Source organism: Stenotrophomonas sp. YJH_SMC_135 (assembly GCF_059372355.1).
Window position 1 is genome coordinate 1,107,400 of record NZ_JCAFVN010000001.1, and the last position, 19,112, is coordinate 1,126,511.

The 19,112-nt window shown below is 59.3% G+C and carries 12 protein-coding genes and 1 pseudogene; 10 read left to right on the forward strand and 3 right to left on the reverse strand.

Features of this window, described 5'->3' with window-relative positions; genetic code table 11:
• The first annotated feature begins 87 nt into the window (after window positions 1-87).
• From folD to AC5P98_RS05625, 6 genes and pseudogenes are all read left to right on the forward strand, one after another.
• The gene (gene folD / locus AC5P98_RS05600; protein ID WP_005416247.1) at window positions 88-966 is read left to right on the forward strand and encodes a bifunctional methylenetetrahydrofolate dehydrogenase/methenyltetrahydrofolate cyclohydrolase FolD; all 879 of its coding nucleotides are present in this window, start codon (window positions 88-90) and stop codon (window positions 964-966) included.
• An 874-nt stretch (window positions 967-1,840) separates the two neighbouring features.
• Window positions 1,841-3,298 carry an IMP dehydrogenase gene (gene guaB / locus AC5P98_RS05605; protein WP_049404104.1) on the forward strand — a complete coding sequence of 486 codons (1,458 nt, stop codon included), beginning with the start codon at window positions 1,841-1,843 and terminating at the stop codon, window positions 3,296-3,298.
• Between the two features lie 103 nt (window positions 3,299-3,401).
• Window positions 3,402-4,967, forward strand: a complete 1,566-nt coding sequence (gene guaA / locus AC5P98_RS05610) for a glutamine-hydrolyzing GMP synthase (protein ID WP_049419260.1) — start codon at window positions 3,402-3,404, stop codon at window positions 4,965-4,967.
• Window positions 4,968-5,256: 289 nt separating this feature from the next.
• Window positions 5,257-5,693: pseudogene (locus AC5P98_RS05615) on the forward strand (Arm DNA-binding domain-containing protein); the annotation flags it as partial.
• A 129-nt stretch (window positions 5,694-5,822) separates the two neighbouring features.
• Complete coding sequence (locus AC5P98_RS05620) at window positions 5,823-6,623, forward strand: hypothetical protein (RefSeq protein ID WP_049404094.1); 801 nt, start codon at window positions 5,823-5,825, stop codon at window positions 6,621-6,623.
• Window positions 6,616-9,927, forward strand: coding sequence for a DEAD/DEAH box helicase (locus AC5P98_RS05625; protein WP_049404096.1), 3,312 nt, complete (start codon window positions 6,616-6,618; stop codon window positions 9,925-9,927). The genes AC5P98_RS05620 and AC5P98_RS05625 overlap by 8 nt, the downstream gene beginning before the upstream one ends.
• Before the next feature lie 60 nt (window positions 9,928-9,987).
• Here AC5P98_RS05625 and AC5P98_RS05630 read toward each other — a convergent pair whose 3' ends face one another.
• Window positions 9,988-10,824 (reverse strand): hypothetical protein, encoded by an 837-nt coding sequence (locus tag AC5P98_RS05630; protein WP_049404098.1) that lies wholly within the window; start codon window positions 10,822-10,824, stop codon window positions 9,988-9,990.
• Between the two features lie 1,133 nt (window positions 10,825-11,957).
• Here AC5P98_RS05630 and AC5P98_RS05635 point away from each other — a divergent pair.
• The 3 genes from AC5P98_RS05635 to AC5P98_RS05645 all read left to right on the forward strand — a co-directional run bounded on the left by AC5P98_RS05635 (window position 11,958) and on the right by AC5P98_RS05645 (window position 16,129).
• A complete protein-coding gene (locus AC5P98_RS05635) occupies window positions 11,958-12,794 on the forward strand; it encodes a DNA adenine methylase (RefSeq protein ID WP_049404106.1) in 837 nt (278 codons plus the stop codon).
• 10 nt (window positions 12,795-12,804) lie between these two features.
• A complete protein-coding gene (locus AC5P98_RS05640) occupies window positions 12,805-14,790 on the forward strand; it encodes an ATP-binding protein (protein WP_049404099.1) in 1,986 nt (661 codons plus the stop codon).
• Between the two features lie 82 nt (window positions 14,791-14,872).
• Entirely contained in the window at window positions 14,873-16,129 is a 1,257-nt protein-coding gene (locus AC5P98_RS05645; RefSeq protein ID WP_234413142.1) for a hypothetical protein, read from the forward strand.
• 130 nt (window positions 16,130-16,259) lie between these two features.
• Here AC5P98_RS05645 and AC5P98_RS05650 read toward each other — a convergent pair whose 3' ends face one another.
• The gene (locus AC5P98_RS05650) at window positions 16,260-16,616 is read right to left on the reverse strand and encodes a hypothetical protein (RefSeq protein ID WP_049404103.1); all 357 of its coding nucleotides are present in this window, start codon (window positions 16,614-16,616) and stop codon (window positions 16,260-16,262) included.
• A 555-nt stretch (window positions 16,617-17,171) separates the two neighbouring features.
• Window positions 17,172-18,095 (reverse strand): LysR family transcriptional regulator, encoded by a 924-nt coding sequence (locus AC5P98_RS05655; RefSeq protein WP_099475768.1) that lies wholly within the window; start codon window positions 18,093-18,095, stop codon window positions 17,172-17,174.
• A 96-nt stretch (window positions 18,096-18,191) separates the two neighbouring features.
• Between AC5P98_RS05655 and AC5P98_RS05660 the strand changes: the two genes are divergently transcribed.
• Window positions 18,192-19,031 (forward strand): type 1 glutamine amidotransferase domain-containing protein, encoded by an 840-nt coding sequence (locus AC5P98_RS05660; protein ID WP_495229900.1) that lies wholly within the window; start codon window positions 18,192-18,194, stop codon window positions 19,029-19,031.
• Window positions 19,032-19,112 lie beyond the last annotated feature (81 nt).

Here is a 19,112-nt window from a genome sequence, read left to right on the forward strand (position 1 = left end):
CCGACCCCGTCAGGACCCCATCCTGCGGTGGGCGAGGGGGCCTGAATCAGGGACAATAGTGTCCCCGCCGCCCCACGCCTGCCCCCGATGACTGATTCCGCCGCCCCGCATCCTGCCCGCATCCTTGATGGCCGCCGCATCGCCGAGGACCTGCTCGACAGCCTGAAGGTGCGCGTCGACGCCCGCGTGGCCGCCGGTGGCAGCCGCCCGGGCCTGGCCGTGGTGCTGGTCGGTGGCGACCCGGCCTCGACCGTGTACGTGCGCAACAAGCGCCGTGCCGCCGAGAAGGTCGGCATCGAAGCGCATGACTACGACCTGCCGGCCGGTACCACCGAAGCCGAGCTGCTCGACCTGATCGACCAGCTCAACGCCGACCCGAAGATCAACGGCATCCTGATCCAGCTGCCGCTGCCGGGCATCCCCGACGCGCGCCGGCTGATCCAGCGCATCGACCCGCGCAAGGACGTGGACGGCTTCCACCCGGAAAACGTCGGCCACCTGGCCCTGCGCGAGTTCGGCCTGCGCCCGTGCACCCCGCGCGGCATCACCACGCTGCTGGGCCACACCGACCAGCCGGTGCGCGGCCGCAACGCCACCATCGTGGGCGTGAGCAACCATGTCGGCCGCCCGATGGGCCTGGAGCTGCTGATTGCCGGCTGCACCGTGACCAGCTGCCACAAGTTCACCCCCAAGGACGTGCTGGAACAAGCCGTGCGCAACGCCGACATCCTGGTGGTGGCGGTCGGTCGCCCGGGCATCGTGCCGGGCGAGTGGGTGAAGCCGGGCGCGGTGGTGATCGACGTGGGTATCAACCGGTTGGATGACGGCCGCCTGGTGGGCGACGTCGGGTTTGAGGCCGCCGCCCAGCGGGCGAGCTGGATCACCCCGGTGCCGGGTGGCGTGGGCCCGATGACCGTGGCTACGTTGATGCAGAACACCCTGGAAGCGGCGGAAGCGCTGAGCTGACCTGCGATTGGGGAGATCTGCTGTTGGTGGGTGCCGACCGTTGGTCGGCACAATGCCGGGCAGGCCGATGACCCGCTCCTGGTAGGTGCCAACCTTGGTTGGCACACATCCATCAGGGCCATCGGCCCATCTGGGGTGCCGGGGCCGGACGGATCGTGCCAACCAAGGTTGGCACCCACCCAAGGCAAATGCCGGGTGGCTTGGATGCCCTGCATGATCCGCTCCTGGTAGGTGCCAACCTTGGTTGGCACACATCCATCGGAGCCATCGGCCCATCTGGGGTGCCGGTGCCGGACGGATCGTGCCAACCAAGGTTGGCACCTACCAAAGGCGCTCCAGGGCGGCCCGATTGATCCTCTTAAGGTGGTGCCGACCGTGGTCGGCGCAATGCAGGGGCACAGGTGTCTGAAGGGTAGTGCAGACCAACGGTCCGCACCCACCAAAGGCAGGCCGATGACCCGCTCCTGGTAGGTGCCAACCTTGGTTGGCACGATCCGTCCGGCACCTGGACCCCAGGTGGGGTGAAGGCCTCTGGCTGTTTGTGCCAACCAAAGTTGGCACCTACCAAAGGCGCTCCAGAGCTGCCCGAGTGATCCTCTTAAGGTGGGTGCCGACCGTTGGTCGGCACAATGCAGGAGACACAGGTGTCTGAAGGGTAGTGCGGACCAACGGTCCGCACCCACCAAAGGCAGGCCGATGACTCGCTCCTGGTAGGTGCCAACCAGGTTGGCACCTACCAAAGGCAGTATGCCGCCGGCCCGGATGGCCCCCTGAACCAATCACCGCCGGCGCGACACTGCGTCGCATCTACCCCCTGCCACGCGACGCGAAAACAGGGTAAAATGTCGCGCTTCCCCACATCTCGGGTATGCCGATGCTGCGCATCCAGGCTGAAGCACTCACTTACGACGACGTCTCGCTCGTCCCCGCCCACTCGACCATCCTGCCCAAGGACGTCAACCTCGAAACGCGGTTGACCCGAGACCTGAAGCTGAAGCTTCCGATCCTGTCCGCAGCCATGGATACCGTCACCGAAGCCCGCCTGGCCATCGCCATGGCCCAGCTCGGCGGCATGGGCATCATCCACAAGAATCTCAGCCTGGAACAGCAGGCCGCGGAAGTGGCCAAGGTCAAGAAGTTCGAGGCCGGTGTCATCCGCGACCCGATCACCGTCGGCCCGGAAACCACCATCCGCGACGTGCTGGCCCTGACCCAGGCGCACAACATCTCCGGCGTGCCGGTGGTGGGCAGCGACGGCCTGCTGGCCGGCATCGTGACCCACCGCGACATGCGCTTCGAGACCGAGCTGGACGATCCGGTCCGCCACATCATGACCAAGAAGGATCGCCTGATCACGGTCAAGGAAGGCGCCGCGTCTGACGAAGTGCTGCAGCTGCTGCACCGCAACCGCATCGAGAAGGTGCTGGTGGTCAATGACTCGTTCGAACTGCGTGGCCTGATCACCGTCAAGGACATCCAGAAGAACACCGACTTCCCCAACGCTGCCAAGGATCTGTCGACCCGCCTGCTGGTCGGCGCTGCCGTCGGCGTGGGTGGCGATACCGATCGCCGCGTGGAAGCGCTGGTCGCCGCCGGCGTGGACGTGATCGTGGTGGATACCGCGCACGGCCACTCGCAGGGCGTGCTGGACCGCGTCAGCTGGGTCAAGAAGAACTTCCCGAACGTGCAGGTCATCGGTGGCAACATCTGCACCGGCGAAGCCGCACTGGCGCTGCTGGACAGCGGCGCGGACGCGGTCAAGGTCGGCATCGGCCCGGGCTCGATCTGCACCACCCGCGTCGTCGCCGGCGTCGGCGTGCCGCAGGTCACCGCCATTGATCTGGTGGCCGAAGCGCTGCAGGACCGCATCCCGCTGATCGCCGACGGTGGCATCCGCTACTCGGGCGACATCGGCAAGGCGCTGGCCGCCGGTGCCTCGACCATCATGATCGGCGGCCTGCTGGCCGGTACCGAGGAATCGCCGGGCGAGACCGAGCTGTACCAGGGCCGTTCGTACAAGAGCTACCGCGGCATGGGTTCGCTGGCTGCCATGGAGAAGGGGTCGAAGGACCGTTACTTCCAGGACGCGGCCACTGCCGACAAGCTGGTGCCGGAAGGCATCGAAGGCCGCGTGCCGTACCGCGGCCCGGTGGGCGGCATCATCCACCAGCTGATGGGCGGCCTGCGCGCCACCATGGGCTACGTGGGCTGCGCCACCATCGAAGACATGCGCAGCAAGCCCAAGTTCGTGAAGATCAGCGGCGCCGGCCAGCGTGAGAGCCACGTCCACGACGTGACGATCACCAAAGAGCCGCCGAACTACCGCGCCTGATGCGGGCCGAGCAAAGAGGAACGGGGAAGCACTTCCCGTTCCTCTTTCTCCATCTGCCGCCGTAAATCTGATTTCGTTTTCCCTACTGCATTGCCAGGGCGCCATGACCAATATCCATAACGACAAGATCCTGATCCTCGATTTCGGCGCGCAGTACACGCAGCTGATCGCCCGCCGCATCCGCGAGCTGGGCGTCTACTGCGAAATCTGGGCGTGGGACCACAACCCGGCCGAGATCGCCGGCTTCGGCGCCAAGGGCATCATCCTGTCCGGTGGCCCGGAATCGACCACGCTGCCGGGTGCGCCGGCCGCGCCGCAGGAAGTGTTCGACAGCGGCCTGCCGATCTTCGGCATCTGCTACGGCATGCAGACCCTGGCCGCGCAGCTGGGCGGTGCCACCGAAGCCGCTGACCAGCGCGAGTTCGGCCACGCCGAAGTGAACGTGATCAACCCCGATGCACTGTTCAAGGGCCTGAGCGACCACGGCGGCGAGCCGAAGCTGAATGTCTGGATGAGCCACGGCGACCACGTCTCCGTTGCACCGCCGGGCTTCACCATCACCGCCACCACCGACCGCATTCCGGTGGCCGCCATGGCCAACGAAGAGAAGCGCTGGTACGGCGTGCAGTTCCACCCGGAAGTGACCCACACCCTGCAGGGCCAGGCGCTGCTGCGCCGCTTCGTGGTGGACGTGTGCGGCTGCCAGACCCTGTGGACCGCCGCCAACATCATCGAAGACCAGATCGCCCGCGTGCGCGAACAGGTGGGCGATGACGAAGTGATCCTGGGCCTGTCCGGCGGCGTCGATTCGTCCGTGGTGGCCGCGCTGCTGCACAAGGCCATCGGCGAGAAGCTGACCTGCGTGTTCGTGGATACCGGCCTGCTGCGCTGGCAGGAAGGCGACCAAGTGATGGCGATGTTCGCCGAGCACATGGGCGTGAAGGTGGTGCGCGTGAACGCCGCTGACCGTTACTTCGCCGCACTGGAAGGCGTGAGCGACCCGGAAGCCAAGCGCAAGATCATCGGCAACCTGTTCGTTGAGATCTTCGACGAAGAGTCGAGCAAGCTGAAGAACGCCAAGTGGCTGGCGCAGGGCACCATCTACCCGGACGTGATCGAGTCGGCCGGCAGCAAGACCGGCAAGGCGCATGTGATCAAGAGCCACCACAACGTGGGCGGTCTGCCGGAGCACATGAAGCTGGGCCTGGTGGAGCCGCTGCGCGAGCTGTTCAAGGACGAAGTGCGCCGCCTGGGCGTTGAGCTGGGCCTGCCGCGCACCATGGTCTACCGCCATCCGTTCCCGGGCCCGGGCCTGGGCGTGCGTATCCTGGGCGAAGTGAAGCGCGAGTACGCTGAGCTGCTGGCCAAGGCCGATGCCATCTTCATTGATGAGCTGCGCAAGGCGGACCTGTACGACAAGACCAGCCAGGCGTTTGCCGTGTTCCTGCCGGTGAAGTCGGTGGGCGTGGTGGGCGATGCGCGGGCTTATGAGTGGGTGATTGCGCTGCGGGCCGTGGAGACGATTGATTTCATGACGGCGCATTGGGCGCACCTGCCGTATGAGTTCCTGGGTACGGTGAGCAACCGGATCATCAATGAGTTGCGGGGGGTGTCGCGGGTGGTCTATGACATCTCGGGGAAGCCGCCGGCGACTATTGAGTGGGAGTGAGTTGAGGTCCTTTGGGGGCTATCGCTAGCTATCGAAAATATGACGTAACGTGTTGATCTTAAATAAATTACGTCGCGGCAGCTATCGGTGAATATCGTCGGCCAGTAGGAGTGGTTGGCATTAAGAACGGAGGGCCGGATTAAGGTCGTCTCATTCACTATCCAGACCAAACCCGTCTTTGGTGATAAAGGTCTCCTCGGAAAAGCTTGATTTATGCGACTTTCCCGGCATCAGGAGGTCTCCTGGCCTCTGACGGTAAAAGCCGTCATGAGACAGGAGAAAGACCTCGATGCTGACCGACTCAGCACTGCGCAATCCTAAGCCTAAGCAAAGATTTATAAGGCTTCAGACCGCGATGGTATGTACGTGACGGTATCGCCTACCGGTACCGTCACCTTCCGCTACGACTACCGTCTCAACGGGCGCCGCGAAACCATCACGATTGGCCGCTACGGACCTGCCAGTATTTCGCTGGCCCTTGCCCGTGAAAAACTGATCGACGCAAAAAAGGCTGTCGCTCAGGGGAAGTCCCCTGCGCTGGAGAAGCAGCGCGAGAAGCGTCGCCTAACCACCGACGAAACATTCGGCGAGATGACCGGAAAGCGGCTCGCCGGCGCCCAGATGGCCGATAGCGCCAAGGCGATGCGAAAGAGCACCATCGATCGGGACATTTTGTCGGCCTTCGAGAACCGGCAGCTCAACGAAATTGCCGTTGAGGCTGCGCGGTGGCACCTGGTCATTCAGCGCGCAGCCCGCGAACTTCCTGTATCTTTAGCATAATAATTCTTAGCCATTGAAAGTTCACAGACGCTTCAAAGGTTTTGATGCAGCTAGGCGAAAAGAGGATAAGCAAGGATGCCATTGACGCTCACGCCAGTGACGCACGGGAAGCTCTGCCACGGTTCCCGATGGGTAATTTCTGATGAAGATGATCTTGCAAGTAAGGTTGCGCACATCGCACTCGGGCGGTCGCGTCACGTGGTAGCGATTCTCGCCAAGATAGATAAGAAGAAGCCTGCTACCCGCGTAGATACGGCGAAAGATGCGATCAAGCTTCTAACCGTGGAAAAGGGGAGTAAGCCCTACCATCGTGATGGCTGGATCTTTCAAGCAATTTCCTGGATCGCCGCTCACCGAAATGAAGCTGGAGCTGTAGTCCGTATTCCTCATGGAATCCTTGCGCACAAGGGTTTCGATGGCATGCAGCTGCGACTCGATACGAATGAAGAGAATGTCGTCGCAGTCGTCATCTTCGAGGACAAGGCTACGAAAAATCCAAGAAGTAAGGTTTCTGGTGATGTATGGAATGGCTTTCGGGCATTGGAGCGAGGCGAGCGTATGCCTGAACTCATTCAGGAAACCGGAGCAATATTGGAAGCGCATCAGCTGCGTTTTCCAAACCTGGATATTGATGACGCGGTAGAGACCATCCTATGGGAGCAGGCGCGGCACTACCGGGTCGCCGTCACCGTTGACGGCGCTTGTGACGATGATACCGAGCGGAAAGCTCTCTTCAAGGGGTTCGATGAAGTGGCGCCCGGGGCGCGTAAGCGCCGACAGGCTGAAACGATGTCTATCCCAGATCTTCGAAAGTGGATGGATAAGTTCGCTGCCAAGACTGTCAAGAAGATCGAGGCCTGGAGAGACGATGTTTGACCCCGCAACAATTAGCCTAATAAAAGCGGCTCCACCGCTCAGCTCTCTTGATCTAGAGGAGTTACCCCGCCGCTTCACCAACGCATTTGCAGAGATCGTTGCCGCTCGCGTTCGGCTCCGGGGGCTTCGCGATGTGGAGGATCGGAGTGAAGTTCTGATCGCGCTGCTGGATCAGATGCGTCGGCTGGCAGCCACTCAAGAACTGCTTGTTGCTACCGCGCCAGAGCGTTCTGACCGTACTGCAGCGGCGTTCGTTGCCGGAACCGCGCACCAGCTGTGCTTGATGGCCGAGGTTGTTTCTGAGAGCAGTGAGAAACGGGCGCCCTTCATCGACGCTGTTCGCGTATCGCCAGAGATCTGTAGCACCCTGCTGTTCTTGATCGCTGACTCGCAAAGCGACGCTGCCGAACTGGCAAGACGTCTAACCGTTGTTGGAGAAAATCGTTCAGCCGAGGCGCAGTTGATCAGGGCTATCGGTGATCTGGCGGCGGGCCGACTCGAATCGATCATTGGAGGAGCTGACGGGCCGCGCTATGAACGTCCATCCGATCAGAGTGGGATGGGTCTAGCTGTGGACGCTTTGCTGCGGCGGCTACATGTAGGAGTGGTCGAGCTCGCACGGGGATTGCTCAGCCGACCCGCGAATGGGGCCAAACCTGGAGTGGTTTCCAGGGCTCGAAAGATCTTTACCGAGGTTATTGATCTGTGCATAGCGCCTGTTGATGGCATCTTTGATGCTGGCGGGGCGAGCGCAATCAGTGTCTTCCCAGGTCCACTTCATGTAGCTAAATTGCTGTTCGCTCTTTCAGGTGATCTCGGTGCTGCTAGCCTCTGCAGAGTGCCAGCACCCCATGGGCTCGACGAGGATCAATGGTGGGGGGTTGTTCGGCGAGCCGCTAGCAAGCGTCCGTATCTTTGGCCAAATCACCGCGCTGCGCTCGACCAAGGGTATCTCACAAAGGGCGTGTCTGCCGCAGTCAGCTTTCCGACCGGCGGGGGGAAATCCACGCTCGCTGAGCTCAAAATCGCCACGTCTCTTCTCGATGGTGGGAAGGCCGTGGTCCTTGCGCCGACCTTGGCGCTCGTCGATCAGATAGCCTCCACACTTCAGCGAGCATTTGGTGACCACAGTGTCATTGGCGATCTTGATGAGGAGGTTGATTTCTCTGCAGTGATCGAGCTGCCAGAGATCATCGTCACTACGCCCGAACGATGTCTCATGCTGCAATCGCTGCAGCCGGATGCGTTCAAGGACGTCGGATTGGTGATGTTCGACGAGTGCCATCTTCTGCACCCCAGGGAGGCAGATCGAAGTCGCCGCAGTATCGACTCGATGCTTTGTCTGCTAAATCTCACTCAGCTGGCGCCGGATGCCGATCTTCTGCTGATTTCGGCGATGATGCAGAATGCAGCAGAGATCGCGGGTTGGGTTGCCGACCTGACTGGACGCCCGTGCCTGCCTCTTGATTTGGCATGGAAGCCAACCCGGCAGGCCCGAGGATGCGTGGCCTACAGCGAAGAGCGAATTGCCGAGCTCAACGAGTTGCTTCAAGACAACCAGGCTGTAGCCACCACTGTTGGGGTGCCGGCGAAGGTGAAGTCGGAGCTTAACGCGGCGCCACTTGCATTCTTCTGTCTTCGACAGACATGGGAAACGCGCAAGCGTAGCGACTATGCGCTGATGGCTCTGCTGGACGAACCTATCGGTTTTGCGACGGGGGTTAATAAATGGAAGAAGGAATGGTATCTAACGCCAAACGGCAACAAGGTTGCTGGGACGATCGCCGCAGCGGCTGCGGAGGATGGGCTGAAAACGCTGATCTTCGTGCAGAGTACAGTTGCTGCCGAGTCCACCGTCCGGCACTTTCGAGAGTTGCTGCCTGAGCGCCGCGTTTCGCTCACTGATGCAGAGAATGTGTTGAGGAGGCTGGTTGAGGAAGAGATGGGTGGACCGCAGTATTGCTACCTGAAGCTCGACGCGGATGGGCAAGTGGTGGGAGGTGCTGCCAGCCACCACGCACAGCTGATAAAGAATGAGCGGCTCCTACATGAATCTTTGTTCAAGCGGCGGGATGGCATTAGCGCACTCTTTGCTACTTCTACTCTTGCCCAAGGGATGAATCTTCCCAGCGATATCGTGCTGATCGCCGGCGACAGTCGATGGGATGTTGATGGCGACAAAATGAAGCAGCTTGATGCTCACGAATTACTCAACGCGGCCGGGAGGGCCGGGCGAGCTGGTGAGGGTAGCCAAGGCTTTGTGCTTGTTGTGCCGAGCAAAATCATCAGTATTGATGATAAGAAGAGCAACATCACGAGCCATTGGATGACTCTTCAGGGAATTTTCTCCCAATCAGATCAGTGTCTAGTGATTGACGATCCATTAACGGAACTGCTGGATCGGATTCATTCCGGAGTGCACGAAGGAAATGAAGAGTATCTACTTTCTCGGCTGCCTGTTGGTTACGAGGAGGCTTCAGACGATCCGGCGAGGGTAATGATTCAGCGGAGCTTTGGCGCATATCGTAAGCGCCAGGCGGGAAAGGCTGAATGGATCGAAAGCCGGATTGCGTCAGCATTGGCTCGGCGAGCTGAACTATCTCCTAAGCAGGACCTTACTTGGCTAGAGCGTGTCGCAGCGTCTTCTGGGCTCTCATACGATATCGTGGCGAGCTTGGCAGAATTCCTCGAAGCTCGTGAAGAATTTCCTGAGACTTCGTTCGGCTGCATGGAGATGCTCTTCGACTGGATCGAAAATAGTCCCGAATGGCTGCTGCAGTTGATTCGGCCGAATGATGTCGAGGGGCTGTTTGGAGGTGAGTACCGTCGGCTCAAAGACGACAAAAAGAAGGGCGAGCTGGCTCTCCCAAAAATCAAACTACTTCTTGGAGCGTGGATGTCAGGCAAGCCTCTATGCGATCTTGAGCGAGCGATCGGAACTGCAGAGAGTTCCATCAAGACATGCGAGACAGCGCGGCATTTCGCTGTCCGCTTGGCAGCGGACTTGGCCTTTGTAGCCGGTCTCCCTGCTCGGATACTAGCCGCCAAAGCTCTGGCTGCAGGTGAGGAGCCCTCAATCCCGATTACTTTCTTGACGCTAAGTGGGGTGGTTCGGAAGGGGTGCGCGAGTCCAGAGCTTCTGGCGAATTTAATTCACTTGAAGGGTGCCTCACGTCCGGCCGCGCTTGCAGCCTTTGCGCAGGTGCAGCTGCATCTCCGCCCAGGAAGCGCGTTCGAGAGCTTTGAGAATGTGCGGAAGCGAGTGCGGAGGGCATATAGGCTCTCGGAGTTGGATCAGCTTTAGGTTGGGGTAGCCAAGAAAAGCGCGCCGACCTTTGGGTGGCGCGCTTTTCGTATGACGAATTTAGGGGCGCTTTAACGCTGGGAAGTGGCCTTCTCGCTTCCAGTTGTTGATGACTTCGAGTTCACTTATCGACAGATCCTGGTCTAGTGCCTCTTGCGGGATCAGGAAATCATCTTCATTTAGCGCAATGTGGAGATCCAACCCTTCCCATTCCTGTAGCTCTCTCTTGGGAGGAAGGATGTGAATACGTCCATCGCTGATTTGGTGCCGGGCGTTGGAGTGAACATATCTAGTACGCCACTTCAATTTAAGGCCGGGGGGCGGTGCCTCCAGCTTATCGCCGAGATCATCATTGAAGTTCTTGATGCCAAGACGCACGTCCGAGTAGATCGAGCGCATGATGCCGAGGAAGTAGTTTCCCCGGCCCATATCGGCCCTTATATACATAACGATGGAGGTGTGGAACATGGCTAGGGATCTCAATGACATGTTCAAGCGGAAATTGGTTTTTCCGTGGGTGTAGTTGATGGCTACCTGATTGTTGGCGATGGTGAAGGATGACGGATTGTGGACGAGTGCATTCCGCATCACCTTTGCCACTCTGAACAGTTCACGCAGCATTCGGTCGTAATCCCCGTTGACCGGCAGATCCAAATATTTCTGGCGATATGACTTGCCTTCCATGTCGGGGTGCATGGTATCAACATGGAAATCAAGAAGGGAAAAGATCATTAGGAGCTTCAGGTGCTGGTTCTGTTCGATGCTAATTCGATTTCCCTGTAGAGCAGAAATATGAGACAACTGCATTCCGCTCTGTTCTAGCCAGTGAATGTCTGGATATCCGACAAACATTCCAGCGTCTTCCAGTAGCATCAAACTTTGATGGATGAAATTCATATATCCCTCCTTGTTTGGATTGTCTGATTAAGGGTGTTAAAAGAATGACGATTTCGGGCGTCAGGAGCACTTTACATCTTGAACGTCCTCGCTCGTAAGCTGGGTGGTCGCAGCCTCGTGGGGCATGGCTTCGTGGTGCGCGCCGATACCTGGCGTCATGCACGCTGCCGTACGTTCTCGGTGTACTGATGGCGTTGCAGCACTGACTAAAGTTGGTTCCTGCGGAGCATGGAGTTGCGGTGTGTTGGCTCGTCGCACGCCCGTCCGCTGATCGGCGGTGCTTGGTGGAGGTCGGTGTAGACTCGCTTTCCGCGTTGCAACCAGAACTTTGTTGCCTGCGTGGCTACCAAGGCGTCGCTATTGCCATGTTGGAACGCATCATCGTCGATGACGGGAGTTCGGTAAGGAGCAGGGACGCTGCCCCAAGCGTTGTCTAGGGGAGGCGGGAGGCGGGAGGCGGGAGACGGGAGACGGGAGACGGGAGACGGGAGACGGCCGAGATTGTCTGCGGTATGCTGTGAGATGATTGACATTGGTCCACCAAACACGGCTGCCTCACATGTGTCCGCATCTTCCATGCCTGGCAAAGCACTTGTCGGATGACGGTAGAAGCGACGGTAGTGCCGCGCGTCAATCGCCACTAATCCCTTTAACTACGCGGGCTTAGGGGATCTGTTGATGATGGAGTGGGAATGAGTTCCCGGCGCCCTTAGTGAAACATTGGAGTGCCCGGCTCTAATTCAAGCTGTTGAATTTTAGCCGCGGGTGGGCGATCGCTAGTTTCAAAAATTCATTCAAGCGCACGTAGGGGGCGCAGGTATCAAAGCAAGGTGTTGAAGTCCGTCTTTCTGCTGTTTGCTCCAGGATGTGCGCGAGTAGGAAGAGCGGCGGCTGAAGTGTGTTGGGACGTGCAGTTTTGCGGCGATTCCGATTACAGTGGGGCATGGACCTAGGAATCCACGGGGTCTACCTTTCGTGCCATGCCTGTAGGGGAAGGCTTGGGTGACGCATTGAGCCTCTGGGTCGACGCAATTGCTCGGAAGTAATGATCGGGCGTTTTGCGAGACATGAATTCCTGCTAGATTTGCCTGGCAGGCTTGGAATCCGTGGCTATAGGGAGCGAATTGGGGAACATGGAGCCAGTAGATTGCGCCACGGAAGCGCTCAGTCCATTCCTGAAGTGGGCTGGAGGTAAGCGCTGGTTTGTCCGGCATCATGGAGGCTTATTTCCTGCTACCTACAACCGGTATTTCGAACCCTTTCTGGGCGGCGGAGCCGTCTACTTCCACCTGCGCCCGCAGCGTGCAGTGCTCAATGATGTGAACCCCGAAGTGATCGCTGCGTATAGGGCCATCAAAGAGCATTGGATTGGTCTTAAGAAGAGCTTGGCCTACCATCAGCGCTATCACGATGCAGACGATGGCTATTATTATGCCGTCCGCGGACGAGCGCCCAAAACCTTGGTGCAGCAGGCATCGAGGATGATCTATCTCAACAGGACCTGCTTTAACGGTATCTACCGTGTCAACCGCCAGGGCGAGTTCAATGTGCCGCGGGGCAGTAAGGATAGCGTCCTGATGGACACCGACGACTTCAAGTCGATGGCCGCCTTGCTAGCCACGGCCGATCTTCGGGTGGGGGATTTCGAAAGAGTCATTGATGAAGCCGGTGAGGATGATCTTGTTTTTGCGGATCCGCCATACACCGTGCGGCATAACCTCAATGGCTTTATAAAATATAACGAAATCCTGTTTTCCTGGGCTGATCAAGAGCGATTGGCGAGGGCGCTCAAGCGCGCGGCTGCGCGCGGGGCGAAGGTCGTGGCCACCAATGCCAATCATCACTCTGTCCGCTCGCTTTACGAAAGCTGGGATTTCCTAACGCGCTCGGCAAGCCGGTTTTCGCAAATCTCAGCTGACGGCGCAAGTCGAAAGCAATTTGAAGAGCTCATCATTACCTGCAATATTTGAAGGAGTCGCCATGTCCACGCTTGGAAGCTTGATGCAGACCTCGGCAACGCAAGGCAATCCGATCGATGCTTTGCGAAGCTTTCTTGATGCCGAGGCAAATAATGAAGCTGCAAAGCTAGTAAGCAAAATGCGCTTTGTGGGGTACGTACTTGAATTGGGCTTTGACTCCGCAAAGATCATCACCAGCGACCCTTACAAGCTGGCGGTCGGGGGCATTCCGCGAGGTTCGTTTCTGATCATGACGCCGGTGAATGCTACCTCAGCACCGGCGCATTTTACCCTCCTTCGCGTCACGGGCGTATCGCCCACACCCCTTAGTAGTCAGGTTCAGCAGACGTATTTCGAACTGCACAAGAAGTCTATGCCTGAACTGGACGTGTGGACGCAAAGCGAATTGCAGTGGGGTGCGCTGGACTGCGACGTGTTGGGCATGTTCTATGCCGATCCCGCTGCGATGCAGCGGCTAGCCTATTCGGGTGATGTGAACAATGTGGTGAGCGCCCATCGCTACAAGGTTTTCTCTCCTGACGATGCGCTGTTGAAGCTGATTGTCAATGGCATGGTCAAGCCAGAGAGCCAGATCGAGATCGGCGCGCTAAGGACAATGGAGTGCGGCCTGTCCAGCGCAAGCACCAGCCGCATCCCTGTTTCAATCTCGATGAGAGATTTCAAGGGCTGCCGGACTGCGATGTTCGGCAAGACCCGGCTTGGTAAATCCAATGTGGTCAAGCTCATTGCTAAGGGCATGCTTGATGCAACGGCAGAAGATAAGTCGGTTGGTCAGCTGATCTTCGATGTGAACGGGGAGTATGCCAACGACAATCCTCAGGATGGGAACAAATCCATTCGCTCGGCTAATGCGGATCGATGTGAAGTCTATGCTCTGACTACCCGCCCGGAGACGCCATCCAAGCCGTTGCGACTGAATTTCTACGAACAGACCGACTCCGCTATCCAAATTCTTGGCTCGATGCTGGAGCAGGATAACAATACGGCGCACTACGTTAAGAGTTTTACCAGTGCGACACTGCCCTCCATTGAAGGGATCAAATCGCTCCCTGAAGAAGATAAGGTTCGGCCGATCCGGAAAATCCAGATGTTCTGGGCAATTCTGAGGAAGGCTGGCTTTGATATTGACGAGAAGCGGCTACGAGCACTTGGACTGATATCTCGTGTTGCCAAACACTTTGATCCGCATTTTAGCATGGAACTCCGGTCGGCAGCCTATTCGGCCACTGGTGCAGGAACGCCTCCCTCATCGATCGATTCCATTGACCTTCTCAAGACAGAGCTTGAGGTAATTGCTCAGTTTCGCCGTGACAATCCGTCCGATCCGGTGCTTACGTCTAAGAAATCGAAGAAAGCCACGTTCGATCCAGACGACATTGCGTTGCTGGACTTTCTCAGTCCTGCAGCGGGGCGTACAGGTCCAGGTATGCTGCGAGCCTACAAGGCTTTTCACTCGCCGCATGCTGGCGACTTTATCAATGAGATCCTAGCCCTACTGGATAACGGGCTTACGGTTATCCTCGACCTTGGCAATGCGACAGATGAAATACGGCGCTATTTTGCTGACATGCTGTCCAAGGCTGTATTCGCGCACCAAGAGCGCAAGTTTGTCAGCAATACCTTGGGTGGGTATTTTGTGCAGCTGTACTTCGAGGAGGCTCATAACCTATTTCCTCCGGATGCGCGAGACCTAACAGGCGTCTACGCTCGTTTTGCCAAGGAGGGTGCGAAGTTCCACATTGGCATGGTGTATTCGACCCAGTCGCCCTCCACGATCAACAAGGACCTGTTGGCTCAGACAGAGAACTTCTTTGTCGGCCATCTCTCCAGTCAAGATGAGGCGCGTGCGTTGGGTCGGGTGCAGATCGCCTTTGAAGGCATCGAGCAGGATATTCTTAGGTCCAAGACCCCAGGGTATATGCGCATGTTGACGATGTCGCACCGGTTCGTCATTCCTGTGCAGGCAAACAAGTTCGAGGCGATCTGACATGCCTTACAGTGGCGGGACAAGGTTGCCCTTCGAGTCGGCCTCCAAGTTGGGCCATCTATCGGTGGTTCAGAGCACGTGGGTGAAGGAGCTGGTCAGCGATTTCGAGCAAGCGAAAGCACCAGCAACGGATAACTCTGGAACTTTATGGCAGACCATCGACACTCAGGGTGTACTGCCCTTGCGGAGCGTCTGGGCAGTAGATGGCTCGTTCGTTGCGGTGCGATCAGAAGGGAAGCCGCCCAAGGAAGTCGCGTTCGTCAAGACCGCGCTCTTGCTGGTCGATCGAGTCAAGATTGATGCGATCGACAAGGAGAATCCGCACCCGCTTCTGCTGCAGGATGTTCTCAGGGGCAGTGCGATCTATCATTCCACTGTGTTTCCGCTCAAGAACGTGCGCACCACGCTGGGAAGCAACTACGACGCTGTCCGTCACATTGTCCGAGACTCGTTCAAAATCGATCAGGGTGGTGCGTTCTTCGACACTCTTAAGTGGCTGGTCTACAAAAAGTGGTCCGATGGCACTTCGTCGTCCCCTTCCTTCGAATGCCCGCATTGCCATACCTTGATCGATGGCTTGCCTCACGATGCCGACGAAGGTACTTGTGATCATTGCAAGCAGGTCGTCTTTGTGTCGGATCTGATTGGCTTCCATCTCGACATGGATGAGGACAGTGCGCCAGACTCGGTCGCGTCGTCCTACATGCTCGTCATGGAGCATCTGATGCTTTTTACCGCCATTCGGGTCGCATGGGGACACACCGACAAGTCGTTGGTCGGCGAGACTCTATTTATAAAGGACGGCCCATTATCGCTCCGTAGCCAATATTCCAAGCTCGTCCCCAACATCCGCGAGTTTCTTTCCTTCGCCGTGAATCAAGGCAGGGCTGTGCACATCATCGGACAGGAAAAGAGCGGTGCCTTCGTCGATCACTTGCAGTCAATCGTGCACTTCGCTGCTCCGCACGAGCGGGGAGAGCGGGGTAGCTATGCCGCGTTGGATCACAATTATGTTCGTCGCGAGGTCTATCGCTCGCCAGATTTGTCTAATCCCTATGGTAAGCGTACAAATTGGGGGGAGAAGCTATTCGTCAAGTTGGACCCGGGAATGTCCATGGTCCTGAATGTTCCAACGGGAGACTACATTGATGCTGGAGACCGACCGGTCCCCCAGGACTTGATCGGGTTTAAGCGAATCTTGGCTACTCTGCCATCGATAGTCAGCCATAAATTTGAGGGGGCACTTTTCCCCGTTGAGCTCGCCAATGGCATCGCGTCTATGTCGAGCTACCCGTCAGCTGCAATCCTGGCGAAGTTCTTGGAAGACCAGTCACCCTAATGACGAGAGGTGCCTGGCGATAGATTTGAAAAGAATGTTGCGGGCGCTGCAGTTGTTGCCTTGCCATCCTCGCGCAGCGGTGCTGGTCTCAGCATCCGATATCTATGTGGCCTAGGGTGATCAGTGAAGATCACCCCGGCCTTACCTCATGGCAAGCCCACTCAACCAACCCCCGGCAGGCCAGAAACAACCCATCAACTACCCCCTCATCCAAATGCCGCTCCGGGTCCGCTGCCACCCGACAGCGGTCCGCCGCGTGCAACAGCTCCAGCACGGTCAGCGCGCCGACCATCGCGCGCTCGCTCCTGGCCAGGCTCACGCGGCGGCCGGGTGATACATCGGTTTCCGGCCAGGGATGCCCATCTGCACCCTCGCAGCCACGCATGCGCTTGAGGATGCCGAGCAGGTAGTTCAGGTCGGGCAGGGAAGCGTCGTCGTTGATGGGCTCAGCAACGGTGTAGGCGGAGAGGATGTCGGAATCGTTCATGGCGTCGGTTTCCTTGGCTGTGCTTAACAGCGCCACCGCGTGAGCGGGGTGGCGGACGATGCGTGGCTGCAAACCGGGACGAAGTAGTGCCATGACCGGTGGGTCCGAAGACCCCCACGCACCGCCCGCCATACAGGCCGACGGATTGCCCGCCGGCACCGGTTAAGGGCGGTGCCGACGGGCAAGCGTAAACAACAGGCACAACAATCGTCGCGGGTTTGCAGACCCGGAGCCACCCGTTGTCGGTGGCACGTCATGTTGGTTACGCCGCCGCTTCGAATGCCAATAGAAATTCGCGAAGGAATCGCGGAGTTCGAGAGCGAAGAACTATTGTGGCATGCACCATTCGTGCAGCACGCGACACCGCCAGACGCATTCGCGCAGCTGCTCTGTTGATTGCGATTCGGAATGACGCAATCGCCTGCGCCACAAGCGCATAGCGCGACGGCCTTCTTTACAACAGTTCTTAGTCATGCCCGGCAGGCAACAGGGCCCAATCAGCCGCACGCCCCGAAAAGCGGTTCAAACACGACACCGCCAGCCAGCATCCCAGCCTCAACCAACACCTTCCCCAGCCACCGCCGCATTCCCCACCAACAACTCAATCATCGCCCGCGCCGCCGCCGACTGCCGCCGATGCGGCGCATAGATCACCGAGAACGGCCTCGACCGCCCACGTAACTGCGGCAGCACCTCCACCAGCTGCCCACGCTGCAACCGCTCGCGCACGATGAACTCATAGCTCTGGCAGATACCAATGCCCTGTTCGGCCAGCGACACCATGCCCAGCACATCGTCGGAAGTCTCGATGGACGAGCGCGGCACCCAGTCCACATCCCGCCCACCATCGCGGAACACCCACGGCGCCAGCCGTCCCGTACGCGGCATCACAAACGGCAGGCACAGGTGCTGCTGCAGATCGTCCAGCGTCTGCGGCGTACCACAGCGCTGCAGGTACTCCGGCGCGGCCACCAGCAGCAGCGGGGCGTCTTCCAGCTTTCGCCCCACCAGACCGCTGTCCGGCAGCTGGCCCAGGCGAATGGCCAGGTCGAAGCCTTCGGCCACCAGGTCCACGTTGCGGTTGGTGATGTTCAGTTCCACCTGCACCTGCGGGTACTGCTGCGCAAACCGCGCCAGCACGGGCGGCAGCCGGTAGTGGCCATAGGTGGTGGGCACGCTCAGGCGCACGCGGCCGGCCAGCGCACCGTCCTGGGCCAGTACGTCGCGCTCGGCGTCGTCCAGCAGGCCGAAGGCGGTGCGCACCTGTTCCAGATAGAGCCGCCCGGCGTCGGTCAGGCCCACGCGGCGGGTGGTCCGCTGCAGCAGCTGCCGGCCCAGCCGCGCTTCCAGGCGGGTGACCGCGCGGCTCAGCACCGAGGGCGTGGTGGACAGCGCCACCGCGCCGGCCGTGAACGAGCCGTGCTCGACCACCGCCAGGAACACTTCCACATCGCCCAGGTAGTCGAACTTGCGGCTCATTTGGCTCTCCGGGGAACAGATGTTTTGCGATGCGGTCAATTTATCGCCGCTGGGGCGATGAATAAAGTGGCCACCATTCCCCGATAGGAGCTCCCCATGAATCTGATGACCCGGCTGGCCGCTGCGCTGGCCCTGACCCTGGCCGCAACCGGCGCGCAGGCCGCCAACGTGTTGGTGGTGCTGTCCGACGAAAACCACCTGGACCTGAAGGACGGCAAGGTGCTGTCTACCGGCTTCTATCTCAACGAGCTGATGCAGCCGGTCAAGCTGCTGCTGGACGCGGGCCACGAGGTGACCTTCGCCACACCGCAGGGACGGGCGCCCACCGTGGATGCGTCCTCGGTGACGCCGGCGTACTTCGGCAACGATGCCGCGCAGCTGACGCTGCACAAGGACCTGCTGGAGAAGCTGGCGCTGACCTCGCCGACGGCCTCGCCAGTGGTGAGCCTGGCGCGTGTCGAGCAGCAGGGCTACGCGCGGTTTGATGCGGTCTACATTCCCGGTGGCCACGCGCCGATGCAGGACCTGCTGAAGAGCCCCACGCTGGGCCGGTTGCTGGCCGACTTCCATCAGCGCAACAAGACCACCGCGCTGGTCTGCCACGGGCCGATCGCGCTGCTGTCCACGCTGCCGGATGCCGATGGGTTCGTGGCGAAGCTGGAAGCGGGTGCGATGCCGGCCATGCCGAAGTGGATCTACAGCGGCTACCAGATGACGGTGATCAGCAACCAGGAAGAAGAGCAAGCCAAGCCGTTGCTGGGCGGCGGTGAGATGAAGTTCTACCCGCAGACCGCGTTGCAGCGGGCGGGTGCGCGGTTCAGCAGCAACACTACGCCGTGGACGGGGCATGTGGTGGTGGACCGCGAGCTGATTACCGGGCAGAACCCGGCTTCGGCGCTGGAGGTGGGGCAGCGGTTGGTGGAGCGGTTGAGGTAAGGCGGTTTCTGCATCGCATGCGGTGCCGTGGCACCATGATGGGCTGGCCTCGTCCTTCCGGCCGGGGCCGTTTTCCCAGGG

Bases quoted from the DNA above. Each gene is read 5' to 3' on its own strand.
- AC5P98_RS05660 (WP_495229900.1), top strand. From the start codon at position 18,192: ATGAATCTGATGACCCGGCTGGCCGCTGCGCTGGCCCTGACCCTGGCC.
- AC5P98_RS05640 (WP_049404099.1), top strand. From the start codon at position 12,805: ATGTCCACGCTTGGAAGCTTGATGCAGACCTCGGCAACGCAAGGCAAT.
- AC5P98_RS05635 (WP_049404106.1), top strand. From the start codon at position 11,958: ATGGAGCCAGTAGATTGCGCCACGGAAGCGCTCAGTCCATTCCTGAAG.
- folD (WP_005416247.1), top strand. From the start codon at position 88: ATGACTGATTCCGCCGCCCCGCATCCTGCCCGCATCCTTGATGGCCGC.
- guaB (WP_049404104.1), top strand. From the start codon at position 1,841: ATGCTGCGCATCCAGGCTGAAGCACTCACTTACGACGACGTCTCGCTC.
- guaA (WP_049419260.1), top strand. From the start codon at position 3,402: ATGACCAATATCCATAACGACAAGATCCTGATCCTCGATTTCGGCGCG.
- AC5P98_RS05625 (WP_049404096.1), top strand. From the start codon at position 6,616: ATGTTTGACCCCGCAACAATTAGCCTAATAAAAGCGGCTCCACCGCTC.
- AC5P98_RS05620 (WP_049404094.1), top strand. From the start codon at position 5,823: ATGCCATTGACGCTCACGCCAGTGACGCACGGGAAGCTCTGCCACGGT.
- AC5P98_RS05650 (WP_049404103.1), bottom strand. From the start codon at position 16,616: ATGAACGATTCCGACATCCTCTCCGCCTACACCGTTGCTGAGCCCATC.
- AC5P98_RS05630 (WP_049404098.1), bottom strand. From the start codon at position 10,824: ATGAATTTCATCCATCAAAGTTTGATGCTACTGGAAGACGCTGGAATG.
- AC5P98_RS05655 (WP_099475768.1), bottom strand. From the start codon at position 18,095: ATGAGCCGCAAGTTCGACTACCTGGGCGATGTGGAAGTGTTCCTGGCG.